The organism is Streptomyces sp. NPDC058662 (assembly GCF_042716255.1).
In the GTDB taxonomy this organism is placed as follows: Bacteria; Actinomycetota; Actinomycetes; order Streptomycetales; family Streptomycetaceae; genus Streptomyces.
Window position 1 is genome coordinate 1 of record NZ_JBHXRU010000131.1, and the last position, 14,318, is coordinate 14,318.

General features: G+C 71.7%; 10 protein-coding genes. 5 read left to right on the forward strand and 5 right to left on the reverse strand.

Annotation, left to right across the window (positions count from 1 at the left end; genetic code table 11):
• Window positions 1–58 precede the first annotated feature (58 nt).
• Both ACFWUQ_RS28780 and ACFWUQ_RS28785 read right to left on the reverse strand, forming a co-directional pair.
• A complete protein-coding gene (locus ACFWUQ_RS28780) occupies window positions 59–622 on the reverse strand; it encodes a methylated-DNA--[protein]-cysteine S-methyltransferase (RefSeq protein WP_384543836.1) in 564 nt (187 codons plus the stop codon).
• A gap of 107 nt (window positions 623–729) precedes the next feature.
• Window positions 730–1,653, reverse strand: a complete 924-nt coding sequence (locus tag ACFWUQ_RS28785) for a glycerophosphodiester phosphodiesterase (protein ID WP_384543838.1) — start codon at window positions 1,651–1,653, stop codon at window positions 730–732.
• A gap of 337 nt (window positions 1,654–1,990) precedes the next feature.
• Here ACFWUQ_RS28785 and uvrB point away from each other — a divergent pair, with 337 nt between their 5' ends.
• From uvrB to ACFWUQ_RS28805, 4 genes are all read left to right on the forward strand, one after another.
• Entirely contained in the window at window positions 1,991–4,144 is a 2,154-nt protein-coding gene (uvrB, locus tag ACFWUQ_RS28790; protein WP_384543839.1) for an excinuclease ABC subunit UvrB, read from the forward strand.
• Window positions 4,145–4,234: 90 nt separating this feature from the next.
• A complete protein-coding gene (locus tag ACFWUQ_RS28795) occupies window positions 4,235–4,813 on the forward strand; it encodes a TerD family protein (protein ID WP_384543841.1) in 579 nt (192 codons plus the stop codon).
• A 43-nt stretch (window positions 4,814–4,856) separates the two neighbouring features.
• Complete coding sequence (locus ACFWUQ_RS28800; protein ID WP_384543843.1) at window positions 4,857–6,824, forward strand: TerD family protein; 1,968 nt, start codon at window positions 4,857–4,859, stop codon at window positions 6,822–6,824.
• A gap of 258 nt (window positions 6,825–7,082) precedes the next feature.
• The gene (locus ACFWUQ_RS28805) at window positions 7,083–8,069 is read left to right on the forward strand and encodes a TerC family protein (RefSeq protein WP_384543845.1); all 987 of its coding nucleotides are present in this window, start codon (window positions 7,083–7,085) and stop codon (window positions 8,067–8,069) included.
• Window positions 8,070–8,172: 103 nt separating this feature from the next.
• On the opposite strand, the gene ACFWUQ_RS28810 is transcribed toward ACFWUQ_RS28805, so the two are convergent.
• The 3 genes from ACFWUQ_RS28810 to ACFWUQ_RS28820 all read right to left on the reverse strand — a co-directional run bounded on the left by ACFWUQ_RS28810 (window position 8,173) and on the right by ACFWUQ_RS28820 (window position 11,003).
• The gene (locus ACFWUQ_RS28810) at window positions 8,173–9,489 is read right to left on the reverse strand and encodes an MFS transporter (protein WP_384543853.1); all 1,317 of its coding nucleotides are present in this window, start codon (window positions 9,487–9,489) and stop codon (window positions 8,173–8,175) included.
• A 129-nt stretch (window positions 9,490–9,618) separates the two neighbouring features.
• A complete protein-coding gene (locus tag ACFWUQ_RS28815; RefSeq protein ID WP_384543847.1) occupies window positions 9,619–10,275 on the reverse strand; it encodes an MBL fold metallo-hydrolase in 657 nt (218 codons plus the stop codon).
• A gap of 38 nt (window positions 10,276–10,313) precedes the next feature.
• A complete protein-coding gene (locus tag ACFWUQ_RS28820; protein ID WP_384543849.1) occupies window positions 10,314–11,003 on the reverse strand; it encodes a maleylpyruvate isomerase family mycothiol-dependent enzyme in 690 nt (229 codons plus the stop codon).
• 188 nt (window positions 11,004–11,191) lie between these two features.
• Between ACFWUQ_RS28820 and uvrA the strand changes: the two genes are divergently transcribed.
• Complete coding sequence (gene uvrA, locus ACFWUQ_RS28825; protein WP_384543851.1) at window positions 11,192–14,176, forward strand: excinuclease ABC subunit UvrA; 2,985 nt, start codon at window positions 11,192–11,194, stop codon at window positions 14,174–14,176.
• The last annotated feature ends 142 nt before the right edge of the window (window positions 14,177–14,318 follow it).

A 14,318-nucleotide genomic window follows, 5' to 3' on the forward strand; every position in this document is an offset into this window, starting at 1 on the left:
GGGCGGGACGGCGGGCGGCCGGCGGCGGGGGCCGGGCGCGGGGGCGCGTGCCCCCGCGTCAGAACAGCGGCTGGGGGAGGACGCCCTCCAGGGCGAGGAGCAGGCGCTTGGTCTCCAGCCCGCCGCCGAACCCGCCGATGCCGCCGTCGTTCTCGACCACCCGGTGGCAGGCCACCACCAGCGGCAGCGGATTCGACCCCATCGCGTTGCCCACGGCCTGCGCCCCGCCGGGCCGGCCGACGCGCGCGGCCAGGTCCCCGTACCCGATGACCGCCCCGTACGGCACGGAGCGGTCCAGCTCCAGCAGCACCTGCCGGTTGAAGCCGGCGCTCAGGCGCCAGTCCAGCGGCAGCTCGAAGCGCCGCAGCGAGCCGTCGAAGTACGCCGCGATCTGGCGTATCGGCTCGGCGAGCAGCACTTCTGCGCCCGGCGGGGGCCGCAGGGCGTCGGCGCCGAGCCGGGAGACGAGCCGGCCGATCAGCGCGTCGACGCGGTCCGGCCCGGCATGGAACTCGATCCGGACCAGGCCCTCCGGGGTCGCGGCCAGGAGCAGGGGACCGACGCCGCTGGGGACGACGGTCCATTCGAGGCGCGGCCCGCGGGGCCGCTCGGTGCTGTCCACCCGTCCACGGTACGGGGCGGGACCGACGGCGCGGGCCCCGTACCGGCGTCATGGACCAGTACCGGTCACACCGGCGGGACGGCGGCGCGGGACGCCTCGCGCCCGGGTCAGAACCCGCCCACGGCCTCGCGGACCACGTCCGGCGCGTTGGTGATGATCCCGTCCACCCCCATGTCCCGGACCTTCCGGGCCGTGGCCGCGTCGTCCACGATCCAGGTGTCCACTCCCATCGCCTTGCCGTGGGCGCCGCGCAGCTCGTGCACGGCCGCGACCCATTCGGCCGAGATCGTGGTGTGCCACGGGTTGATCCGGTCGGTGAACTCCGCGTACTTCGGCAGGTCCGCCACCGCCGGGGTGCCCAGGAACGCCGTGACGAGGTCCGGGCGCAGCCGGTGCACGAGGCGCACGCAGTCGGTGCTGAAGCTCTGCACCACCAGACGCCCCGCCACGTACCGCTCGTCGAGCCATCCGGCCTCACCGAGCACCTTGAGGGTCTGCTCCTCGATACCGGGGTAGAGCTCGGGCTTCTTGATCTCCAGCAGCAGCCGCTGCTGGTTGCGCCGCACCCGGTCGAGGTACTCCCGCAGCGTCGGTACGAAGGCTCCCGCGTACTCCTCCCCGAACCAGGTGCCCGCGTCCAGACGGGCGATCTCCGCCGCGGTGAAGTCCCTGACCCGCCAGGGCTTGCGGTCCGGGAACACCTGCTCGACGTCGGTGGTCCGGGCCAGGGTGTCGTCGTGGATCACCACCAGCTCGCCGTCCTTCGTGCGCTGCACGTCGTTCTCGACCCACGCGAAGCCGAGCCGCACCGCCAGGTCGACCGCTTCGAGGGTGTTCTCCGGCGCGTACGCCGAGGCGCCGCGGTGGGCGTAGACGACGGGCCCCGCGAGCGGGCCGCCGTCCCCGGCGGCTGCCCGGGGGGCGGAGGGGCGGGCCGGGGAGGCGGCGGAGGCGACTGTCCCGCCGAGCACGGTGAGGGTGAAGCCCAGGAACGCGGCGGCTGCCGCGGCGGCGGGTCGGACGACGTACATGTGCGTTCTCCTCGGGTCGTGAACCCTGGTCCCCGTCCCGAACGGACGCGGCGCGGCAGACGTTGCGGCGGTGCACTTCACGGCGATCTGTGTCAGGCGATCATGGGGTTGAAGATCACAAGGGCGCCACCGAACTACGACAAACGGACCACGCGGCCGCGACCGCGCCGCGCCGGGCGCGCCGCCGCCCCCGCGCTTTCACCCGGCCTTCGCCCCGTCGCCGCCCCGTCGCCGCCCGGGCGCCGGCGGCCACGGTGCGGTGCGCGCCCGTCACCGCCCGGAGCGGACGCGCGGGCGGAGCGGCGTGTGTGTCAGTGGGGGGTCGTACGGTTGACCCATGCGGCCCGTATCGAAGATCGAACGCACGGTGGCGCCTTTCGAGGTCGTCAGCCCGTACCAGCCCAGCGGTGACCAGCCGGCGGCCATCGCCGAGCTGGAGAAGCGCATCCGCGCGGGGGAGAAGGACGTCGTCCTGCTGGGCGCGACCGGCACCGGAAAGTCGGCGACCACGGCCTGGATGATCGAGAAGCTCCAGCGCCCGACCCTGGTGATGGCTCCGAACAAGACGCTGGCCGCCCAGCTGGCGAACGAGTTCCGCGAGCTCCTGCCGAACAACGCCGTCGAGTACTTCGTCTCGTACTACGACTACTACCAGCCCGAGGCGTACGTACCGCAGTCGGACACGTACATCGAGAAGGACTCCTCGATCAACGAGGAGGTGGAGCGGCTGCGCCACTCCGCGACCAACTCGCTGCTGACCCGGCGGGACGTGATCGTCGTCGCCTCCGTGTCCTGCATCTACGGCCTCGGCACCCCGCAGGAGTACGTCGACCGGATGGTCTCCCTCAAGGTCGGCGAGGAGATCGACCGGGACCAGCTGCTGCGCCGCTTCGTGGACATCCAGTACACCCGCAACGACGTGGCCTTCACCCGGGGCACCTTCCGGGTGCGCGGCGACACCGTCGAGATCTTCCCGGTCTACGAGGAACTGGCCGTCCGCATCGAGATGTTCGGCGACGAGATCGAGGCCCTCTCCACCCTGCACCCGCTGACGGGCGAGGTCATCAGCGAGGACCGCGAGCTGTACGTCTTCCCCGCCAGCCACTACGTCGCCGGCCCCGAGCGCATGGAGAAGGCCGTCCGGGGCATCGAGGCGGAGCTCGCGGAGCGCCTCGCCGAGCTGGAGAAGCAGGGCAAGATGCTGGAGGCGCAGCGGCTGCGCATGCGCACCACGTACGACCTGGAGATGATGCGCCAGATCGGGTCCTGCTCCGGCATCGAGAACTACTCGCTGCACATGGACGACCGCGAGCGCGGCTCGGCGCCCAACACCCTGATCGACTACTTCCCCGAGGACTTCCTCCTCGTCATCGACGAGTCGCACGTCACGGTCCCGCAGATCGGCGCGATGTACGAGGGTGACGCCTCGCGCAAGCGGACCCTCGTGGACCACGGCTTCCGGCTGCCGTCCGCGCTCGACAACCGGCCGTTGAAGTGGGAGGAGTTCCAGAAGCGGATCGGCCAGACCGTCTACCTGTCGGCCACCCCGGGCAAGTACGAGCTCTCCCGCGGGGACGGCTTCGTCGAGCAGATCATCCGCCCCACCGGCCTCATCGACCCCGAGGTCGTCGTCAAGCCCACCGAGGGCCAGATCGACGACCTGGTGCACGAGATCCGCGGGCGCGTCGAGAAGGACGAGCGGGTCCTGGTCACCACCCTGACCAAGAAGATGTCCGAGGACCTCACGGACTACTTCCTGGAGCTCGGCATCCAGGTCCGCTACCTGCACAGCGACGTCGACACCCTGCGCCGCATCGAGCTCCTGCGCGAGCTGCGGGCCGGCGAGTACGACGTCCTCGTCGGCATCAACCTGCTCCGGGAGGGCCTCGACCTCCCCGAGGTGTCGCTGGTGGCGATCCTCGACGCCGACAAGGAGGGCTTCCTGCGCTCCGGGACCTCCCTGATCCAGACCATCGGCCGCGCCGCGCGCAACGTCTCGGGCCAGGTCCACATGTACGCGGACAAGATGACCCCGGCGATGGAGAAGGCCATCGACGAGACCAACCGGCGCCGGGAGAAGCAGATCGCCTACAACACGGCCAACGGGATCGACCCGCAGCCGCTGCGCAAGAAGATCAACGACATCGTCGCCACCATCGCCCGCGAGGAACTCGACACCGAGGAGCTCCTCGGCACCGGCTACCGGCAGGCCAAGGACGGCAAGGCGGCCAAGGCGCCGGTGCCCGCGCTCGGCGGCAAGGCGGACCGGGCCAAGGCGGGCAAGGGCGCCAAGGGCGCCAGGGGGGCCGCCTCCGGCGAGGTCCTCACCGACCGCCCCGCCGCTGAACTGGCCTCGCTCATCGAGCAGATGACCGAGCGGATGCGCGCTGCCGCCGCCGAGCTGCAGTTCGAGGTCGCCGCCCGGATCCGGGACGAGGTGGGCGAGCTGAAGAAGGAGCTGCGGCAGATGAGGGAAGCGGGCCTCGCCTGACCCGGACCGGGTCAGTAGGGTTGGGGTACGGCCGCAGATACACGCTGCGCACCGGGTATGTCGGGGCGGGATACGGAGAGGGGACAGCGCGTGACGGTCAACATGACCAAGGGTCAGGCCATCAGTCTGCAGAAGGCGGACGGAGGCACGCTGACCGCGGTCCGCATGGGTCTCGGATGGCAGGCGGCGAAGCGCCGCGGGCTGTTCGGCTCGCGGACGCGGGAGATCGACCTGGACGCGTCGGCGGTGCTCTTCGCCGACAAGCAGCCGGTGGACGTCGTCTTCTTCCGGCACCTGCAGAGCGACGACGGTTCGGTCCGGCACACCGGTGACAACCTCGTCGGCGGCGTCGGCCAGGGCGGGGACGACGAGGCCATCCTGGTCGACCTGCAGCGGGTACCGGTGCACATCGACCAGATCGTCTTCACGGTGAACTCGTTCACCGGCCAGACGTTCCAGGAGGTCCAGAACGCCTTCTGCCGCATCGTCGACGAGACCAACGGCGAGGAACTGGCCCGCTACACCCTCGACGGCGGCGGCCAGTACACGGCGCAGATCATGGCGAAGGTGTCCCGCGCGGGCACCGGCTGGCAGATGACGGCCCTCGGCAACCCGGCCAACGGCCGTACGTTCCAGGACCTGATGCCGTCGATCCTGCCGCACCTGTAGCGGGACCGGACAAGAGAAGAAGGCACGGGGGAGGGGCTGCACGATGACGGCCGAACTGGTCCGGGGGCAGAACCACCCCGTGTCCCGGAGCCGGGTGGAGATCAGGGTCTCGGCGGGCACAGCCGTGCTCGCCCTGGCCTCGTTCGCGGACGAGCGGGGCCGGTTCTCCGGCTCCGGGGTACTGGCGCACCCGGGCGCCCCGTCCCTGCCCGGCGTGCGCGCGCCCGGGGAGCTCTCCGCCCGGCACACGCTCGCCGTGGACCTCGACGCCGTCGCGGCGGACGTCCACCGCGTCGGCGTGCTGCTGGTACTGCCGCCCGGAGGCCCCGCCGGCTTCGGCGCGGTCCCGGCCTCCCATGTGGCCGTGGCCGACCCGGAGGGGGCCGAGCTCGCCGCGTACACCCTGACCGGGCTGGACGCGGAGACCGCCGTCGTCGCCCTGGAGCTCTACCGGCGCCAGGGCGCCTGGAAGGTCCGCGCCGTGGGCCAGGGCTACGCGCAGGGCCTCGGCGCGCTGCTGGCCGACGGCGGACTGCCCGCCGCGGACGCCGCCGCGCTGGCCGCCGCCGTGCTGGCGGCGGCCGCACCGGCCGGACGGCCCGACGCGGCGCGCGCCCCCCTGCCGACCCCGGTCGCCGACGTCCGCGCGCCGCGGGGCGGGGACCGGCCTCCCGCGCCGCCCGTGCCCGGGGCGGCGGACCCCGTGTCGGCTCCCGGCGCCCCGTACTCCGGTACGCACGGCGCCGACCCGCTCGCGGACGGCGCCGACACCCCGGCCGGCTCCGGCCCGGCCACCCTCAGCTACGTGCATCCGCGCCGCCGCCGGGCGAGCACCGAGCCGCCCGAGCCCGCGCCGCGTCCGGCGCCGCCCGCGCGGCCCGGCGAGGCCCCGCGACCCGTCGCGGGCGACGCCAGCGGCTGGTCCATGGAGGAGCGGCTCTACAACCAGGTCTGGGGCATGTTCGAGGACATGGCCCGCTCGGTCGCGGCCTACCGCGGCGCCGTCGACTTCGCCGACACCCGCCTGGACCGCGAGCTCGACGAGGCCCTGTCCGACCCGCGCCACCGCCTCGGCGGCTCCGGCAACGCTGCCCGCGACACCGCGCGGGCCCGCCGCGACGAACTCGTGGCCCAGGCCCGGGCGGTCCTCGACCGGGACCTCGTCCAGCTCGCCGCCGAGTGCGAGGTCGTCGAGCCCGCGCTGCCGGCCGCCTGCGCCCGCTGGGACAGCCCCGTCTGGCAGGGGCACCGCGTGCCCGAGGAGGCCCCGCTGGCCCTGCGGCTGGGGGACCTGCACCTGCCCGAGCGGCCCGACCTGCGGATACCGATGCTCGTCCGGGTCCCGCTGGAGCGCGGCCTGTGGATCGACAACGGCCGCACCGGCTCCGAGGCCGCGATGGCCATGGACACCGACCGGCTGCGCCGCGCCGCCATGGACATGGCAGTGGCGCACGCGGTGCGGCTGCTCGCCGTCCACCCCGCCGACCGCTTCTCCGTCCACGTCATCGACGCGGCCGGGGCCGGGTCCGCGTCGCTGGCGCCCCTCGTGCGCTCCGGCGTGCTGGCGGCCCCGCCCGCCGCCGGAGCCGCGGGGGTCACCCGCACCCTGGCGGGCCTGACCCGGCGGGTGGACCTCGTACAGATGGCCCTGCGCGCCGGCGCCCCGGAGGACCTGCCGCCGGACGTGGACACGGCCGACCAGCTGCTCATCGTGCACGACTTCCCGCACGGCTTCGACGACCGCTCGGTCACCCAGCTGCGCTACCTCGCGGACGAGGGCCCGGCGGTCGGCGTGCACCTGCTGATGGTGGCGGACCGCGACGAGGCCTCGGCCTACGGGCCGCTGCTGGATCCGCTGTGGCGCTCGCTGATGCGGTTGTCGCCGGTCCCGGACAACCACCTCGCCGATCCCTGGGTCCACCACGCCTGGACCTTCGAACCGGACCTGCCCCCGCAGGGCAGCCGAGTCCTCGACCAGGCACTGGAACGGGTGGCGCAGGCCCGCCGCTGACCGACCGCTGACCAGCCGCTGACCAATCCTTGGGACTCCCTTTACCTTTCCGGGTCCCGGAGGGTACTCTGGTGCGTGCGGAGGGGAGTATTCCTGCTTTCCTGCTACGGCGTTCCCGTCAATACGGACCACTCGGCTGCACCACGCCGCGGGTCCCGGGGCGTCGGCCCACGGCCTCCAGGCCGCCCGGGTGGAAGAGACCTCCGGCAGCGATGACGCTGACGAAGTGCTGAGCCATCCGCCGGAGGCCTGTTTACCGTGGACGTTTCCTGGACCCTGTGGGCACTGACCATTCTCGGTCTGTCCCTCCTCATCGGCGCCGATTTCTTCATCGGCCGCAAACCGCACGACGTCTCCATCAAGGAGGCGGGCATCTGGACGATCGTCTGGATCGTCCTGGCCGGGATCTTCGGCCTCGGCCTGTGGGTCTTCGGCAACGGCCAGGCCTCGCAGGAGTTCTTCGCCGGCTTCATCACCGAGAAGTCCCTGAGTGTCGACAACCTCTTCGTCTTCGTCCTGATCATGGCGAAGTTCGCGGTGCCCTCCCACCTCCAGCAGCGCGTGCTGCTCGTGGGCGTGCTGATCGCCCTGGTGCTGCGCGCGATCTTCATCGCGGCCGGCGCGGCGATCATCGCCAGCTTCTCCTGGGTGTTCTACATCTTCGGCGCCTTCCTGATCTACACCGCGTGGAAGCTGATCCAGGAGGCCCGCAAGGACGAGGAGGACGAGGAGTTCGAGGAGAACCGCCTCCTCAAGTCCGTCGAGAAGAAGTTCGGCGTCGCCGACCGCTACCACGGCACCCGGCTCTTCATCGAGCAGAACGGCAAGCGCGTACTGACCCCCCTGATGGTCGTCATGCTCGCCATCGGCACCACCGACGTGCTGTTCGCCCTGGACTCCATCCCCGCGATCTTCGGCCTGACCCAGGACCCGTACATCGTCTTCACGGCCAACGCCTTCGCCCTCATGGGCCTGCGCCAGCTGTACTTCCTCATCGGCGGCCTGCTCAAGAAGCTGGTCCACCTCAGCTACGGCCTGTCGATCATCCTGGGCTTCATCGGCGTCAAGCTGGTGCTGCACGCCCTGCACGAGTCCGGCGTCCACGTTCCGGTGATCTCGATCCCCGTCTCGCTCGGCGTCATCTGCGGTGTCCTGGTCATCACCACGATCACCAGTCTGCTGGCCTCCAGGAAGCGGGGGGGGGGGCCGGCCGCCCCCCCCCGCCCGGAGAACATCGACGCCTGACCTGCGACGCCACGGCCGCGGCTCCCGAGGAGCCGCGGCAGGGCGACACGGAGCTCTACGGAGCTCTACGGAGCTCTACGGAGCTCTACGGAGCTCTACGGAGCTACACGGGGGCGGCCGCTTCGGCCGCCCCCTTCTCCATGCCCCGGGCCTCCCGCGACCGCGCCCGTACCACCCCGGGACTGGTCTCCGGCAGCAGCGCGAAGCAGCCCAGGCTGACCAGGGCGATCCCGCTCAGGTACACCGCCACGCCCCACGGCGGCCCGGGCCCGTCCGCCAGGGCCGTCGCGACGACGGGGGTCAGCGCACCGCCCAGCACGCCGCCCAGGTTGTAGCCCACGGCCGCCCCCGTGCAGCGGATCCGAGGGGCGTACAGCTCCGGGAGGTACGCCCCGACGACCGCGAACATCGTCACCATCCCCAGCAGGGCGCCGACGAAGCCCACGGTCATCAGCAGCGGGTCCGCCGTACCCAGCAGCGCCACCAGCGGGAACATCCACACGGCGCAGGCCGCGCACCCCGCCAGGCACAGCGGGCGACGGCCGTAGCGGTCGCCGAGCACCGCCACCAGCGGGGTCACCAGCCCCTTGAGCGCGACCGCCGCCATGATGCAGGCCAGCACCACCGTGCGGCCCATCCCGAGCCGCTCGGTGGCGTACGCGAGCGACCAGGTGGTGACCGCGTAGAAGACGGCGTACCCCACCGCGAGCGCCCCGCCGGTCAGCAGGAGCAGCCGCCAGTGCCCGCGCACCACCTCCGCCAGCGGGGCCCGGGCACGGGTGCCGGACGCGGCGAGCTCCCGGAACTGCGGGGTCTCCTCGACGGTGCGGCGCAGCCACAGCCCGGCCAGCGCCAGCGCCCCGGCGGCCCAGAACGGAACCCGCCACCCCCACGAGGTGAACTGGGCGTCGGTCAGCAGTGCCGACAGGGCCAGGATCATGCCGTTGGCGAGCAGGAAGCCCACCGCCGGACCGATCTGCGGGAAGCTCGACCACAGCCCGCGCCGCCCCTCGGGTGCGTGCTCGGCGGTCAGCAGCACCGCCCCGCCCCACTCGCCACCGAGACCGAGGCCCTGGAGGAAGCGCAGCAGGAGCAGCAGGACGGGCGCGGCCGCGCCGATCGACCCGTACGTGGGCACGCAGCCGACCGCCACCGTGGCGAGGCCGGTGAGCAGCAGCGAGCCGAGGAGCACCGGGCGGCGGCCGTAGCGGTCGCCGATGTGGCCGAAGAGCGCCGAGCCGAGCGGGCGGGCGAGGAAGCCGACGCCGAAGGTGCCGAAGGCGGCGAGGGTGCCGGCGAGCGGGGAGAACGAGGGGAAGAAGAGCGGGCCGAGCACGAGGGCGGCGGCCGTGCCGTAGACGAAGAAGTCGTAGAACTCGATGGCGGTCCCGGCGAGGGAGGCCGTTGCCAGCCGCAGCATGGAGGGGGGCGGGGAGGGATCCTGGTGCATGGTGCAGCAGTTACCCCCTCCCCGGCCCTCACGGGGTGGGTTCGGCCGTCATCGACCGGAAGGAGTGCGCCGGACGTCGAAGTTGACGGATTCGGACGGCTACCAGCCGCGCGCGCGCCACTCCGCCAGGTGCGGCCGCTCCGCACCCAGCATGGTGTCGTTGCCGTGGCCCGGGTACACCCACGTCTCGTCCGGCAGCTGCTCGAAGAGCTTGTGCTGCACGTCGTCGACCAGCCGCTCGAAGGCCTTCGGGTCGCCCCAGGTGTTGCCGACCCCGCCCGGGAAGAGGCAGTCGCCGGTGAACACGTGCGGGTGGCCGTGCGGGTCGTCGTAGATCAGCGCGATCGAGCCGGGCGTGTGCCCGACCAGGTGCCGCGCGGTCAGCTCGACCCGCCCCACGCGCACGGTGTCGCCGTCCGCGACCGGGACCGCCGTGGGCACCGGGATGCCCTCGGCGTCGTGGACGCCCGCGTACGTGGTGGCCCCCGTCGCGTCGACGACCGCCTGGAGCGCGCCCCAGTGGTCGCCGTGCCGGTGGGTGGTGACGACGGACGCGATGCCGTCGTCCCCGATCAGGTTGAGCAGCGTGTCCGCCTCGGCGGCCGCGTCGATCAGCAGCTGCTCGCCGGTCGCCCGGCAGCGCAGCAGGTAGGCGTTGTTGTTCATCTCGCCCACCGCGACCTTGGAAATCATCAGGTCCGCGAGTTCGTGCACGTCGGCCGGACCGCCGACCTTGACCGCTCCGCTGTACGTCATGTCCCGATCCTAGAGGGGTGGCGTCCCGGGGGCGCCGACTAGAGCGGGGGAAGCGCGGGCAGGGGTCCGCCCGCGGTGGTCAGGGAGGCGCCCTTGTCGCCCCGCCCGGCCAGCCAGGCGAGCAGCCCGGCGGGGGTGCCGGACACCGTGACGACCGGGTCGCCGGCGGAGCCGGTGCGGCGGCGGCTCCCGTCGGTCGCCGCCAGGGCGGTCGGCGGCACCTCGGGGCGCCCGGACCAGCGGTCGGCGAGGAAGTCGATCTCGCGGCCGGTGAACCCGTCCGGGAGGTCGGTGAGCTCGTAGCCGATGTCGAGGTCGACGTGGTGGAGCTCGACCTCGACGAGGCGGCGGAAGGGGATGTTGGCGGCGAGGTCGGTGACGCCGTTGCGCAGTTCGACCGTGCGGGACCAGTCCTGGTCGCGGTCGCCGACGGCGAGGAAGCGGGCCGCGGAATCACGGAGGTCCGCCAGTTGTTCTTCCAGAGGCCGGCCGGAGTCGCGTGCGATGTCCGCGTCGCGCGCGGTGCCGCTCTCGTACATGGGGCGCCCCTCGAAAACGTTGACGAGGGCGTCCGCGTTGCGTGCGAGGTGGGCCAGGACGTGGCCGCGGGTCCAGCCGGGGAGGTGTGACTCCCCGGCGAGCGCGGCGTTGTCCAGTTTCGCCACGGCGGTCAGTAGCCGTTCCGTGGCCTCACGTACAGATCGCAGGTCGTGCACATGATCAGTCATAACGGCGAGCCTAGTGGCTCTCCGCGCCTGGCCACACGATCGGGTGAAGCGGTTCGCGCAGTGCCGTAAATCGAATGTGCGTGCTATACGCTCGGAAGTCCAGACTCCAACTCCACCGCAGAGGCGCCCCCCATACCCTGGGACGGGGGCCCGTGCCCCCCGCTCTCTCAAGAAAGGTGCGGACCGGCGTGACCGACCGTCTCATCGTTCGTGGCGCTCGCGAGCACAACCTCAAGAACGTCTCGCTCGACCTGCCCCGCGACTCACTCATCGTCTTCACCGGACTCTCCGGGTCGGGCAAGTCCTCCCTGGCCTTCGACACGATCTTCGCCGAGGGCCAGCGCCGCTATGTCGAGTCGCTCTCGTCGTACGCCCGCCAGTTCCTCGGGCAGATGGACAAGCCCGACGTCGACTTCATCGAGGGCCTCTCCCCGGCCGTCTCGATCGATCAGAAGTCGACCTCGCGCAATCCGCGCTCGACCGTGGGCACCATCACCGAGGTCTACGACTACCTGCGCCTCCTCTTCGCGCGCATCGGCAAGCCGCACTGCCCCGAGTGCAGCCGGCCCATCTCGCGCCAGTCGCCGCAGGCGATCGTCGACAAGGTGCTCGCGCTTCCCGAGGGCAGCCGCTTCCAGGTGCTGTCCCCGCTGGTGCGCGAGCGCAAGGGCGAGTTCGTCGACCTCTTCGCCGACCTCCAGACCAAGGGGTACAGCCGGGCGCGGGTGGACGGGGAGACCGTCCAGCTCTCCGAGCCGCCCGCGCTCAAGAAGCAGGAGAAGCACACCATCGAGGTGGTCATCGACCGCCTCACCGTCAAGGACAGCGCCAAGCGCCGCCTCACGGACTCCGTCGAGACCGCGCTCGGCCTCTCCGGCGGCATGGTCATCCTGGACTTCGTCGACCTCGCCGAGGACGACCCCGAGCGTGAGCGGATGTACTCCGAGCACCTCTACTGCCCCTACGACGACCTGTCCTTCGAGGAGCTGGAGCCGCGCTCCTTCTCCTTCAACTCCCCCTTCGGCGCGTGCTCCGAGTGCACCGGCATCGGCACGCGCATGGAGGTGGACCCGGATCTGATCATCCCGGACGAGGACAAGTCCCTGGACGAGGGCGCCGTCTCGCCGTGGTCGCTGGGCCACACCAAGGACTACTTCCAGCGGCTCGTCGGCGCCCTCGCCCAGGAGCTGGGCTTCCGTACGGACATCGCGTGGGCCGGGCTCCCGCTGCGCGCGAAGAAGGCCCTGCTCTACGGGCACAAGACGCAGATCGAGGTCCGCTACCGCAACCGCTACGGGCGCGAGCGGGCGTACACGACCGCCTTCGAGGGCGCCGTACCGTTCGTCAAGCGGCGGCACGCGGAGTCCGAGAGCGACGCCAGCCGCGAGCGCTTCGAGGGCTACATGCGCGAGGTGCCCTGCCCGACCTGCGAGGGGACCCGGCTCAAGCCGATCGTCCTCGCGGTGACGGTGATGGAGAAGTCCATCGCCGACGTCGCCGCCATGTCGATCAGCGAGTGCGCGGACTTCCTCGGTCGGATGCGGCTCGACGCCCGTGACAAGAAGATCGCGGAGCGGGTCCTCAAGGAGGTCAACGAGCGGCTCCGCTTCCTCGTGGACGTCGGCCTGGACTACCTCTCGCTCAACCGCGCGGCCGGCACCCTGTCCGGCGGCGAGGCCCAGCGCATCCGGCTCGCCACGCAGATCGGCTCCGGCCTGGTCGGCGTGCTGTACGTCCTGGACGAGCCGTCGATCGGCCTGCACCAGCGGGACAACCACCGGCTGATCGAGACGCTGGTGAGGCTGCGCGACATGGGCAACACGCTCATCGTCGTCGAGCACGACGAGGACACCATCAAGGTGGCCGACTGGGTCGTCGACATCGGCCCGGGAGCGGGCGAGCACGGTGGCAAGGTCGTGCACAGCGGCTCGCTCAAGGACCTGCTGAAGAACCCCGAGTCGATGACCGGGCAGTACCTGTCGGGCAAGCGCTCCATCCCGATCCCGGACGTGCGCCGGCCCGTGAACGGCGAGCGGCAGCTGACGGTCCACGGTGCCAAGGAGAACAACCTGCGGGACATCGACGTGTCCTTCCCGCTGGGCGTGCTCACGGCGGTCACCGGGGTGTCGGGCTCGGGCAAGTCGACGCTGGTCAACGACATCCTCTACACGCACCTGGCGCGCGAGCTCAACGGCGCCCGCTCGGTGCCGGGCCGGCACACCCGGGTGGAGGGGGACGACCTCGTCGACAAGGTCGTGCATGTCGACCAGTCGCCGATCGGCCGGACCCCCCGGTCGAACCCGGCGACGTACACCGGCGTCTTCGACCACGTGCGCAGGCTCTTCGCGGAGACGATGGAGGCGAAGGTGCGCGGCTACCTGCCGGGCCGCTTCTCCTTCAACGTGAAGGGCGGCCGGTGCGAGAACTGCTCCGGCGACGGCACGATCAAGATCGAGATGAACTTCCTGCCGGACGTCTACGTCCCGTGCGAGGTCTGCCACGGCGACCGGTACAACCGGGAGACGCTGGAGGTCCACTACAAGGGCAAGTCCATCGCGGAAGTCCTGAACATGCCGATCGAGGAGGCGTTGGCCTTCTTCGAGGCGGTCCCGACGATCGCACGGCACTTGAGGACGCTCACCGAGGTCGGGCTCGGCTACGTCCGCCTCGGCCAGTCGGCGCCGACGCTGTCGGGCGGTGAGGCGCAGCGGGTGAAGCTCGCGTCCGAGCTGCAGAAGCGGTCCACGGGCCGCACGGTGTACGTGCTCGACGAGCCGACGACGGGCTTGCACTTCGAGGACATCTCGAAGCTGATCACGGTGCTGTCGGGGCTGGTGGACAAGGGGAACTCGGTGATCGTCATCGAGCACAACCTGGATGTCGTCAAGACCGCGGACTGGGTCATCGACATGGGGCCGGAAGGCGGCTACGGCGGCGGCATCGTGGTGGCCGAGGGCACGCCCGAGCAGGTGGCCTCCGTCGGCGCGAGCCACACGGGCAAGTTCCTGCGGGACATCCTGGGAGCGGACCGGATCTCCGACGCCGGATCGCCTCCGGCGCGGACGGCCCGGGCGAAGAAGGCTCCCGCGAAGGCCCCCGCGAAGAAGGCCGCGGCGGTCAAGAAGACCGCCGCACCGGCGAAGAAGACGGCGGCCCGCGCCCGCAAGGCGTGACCGACGGGCAGGACAGGCGGTGAGGAGGGGCCCCGCCCACCGCCGGGGCCCGCCCGCACCACCCCCCGCCGGTCACTTAAAAACAAAAACCACCCCACCCCACCAAAAACAAACAGCGGTGGCGGCTGGGGGGGGTTAAATG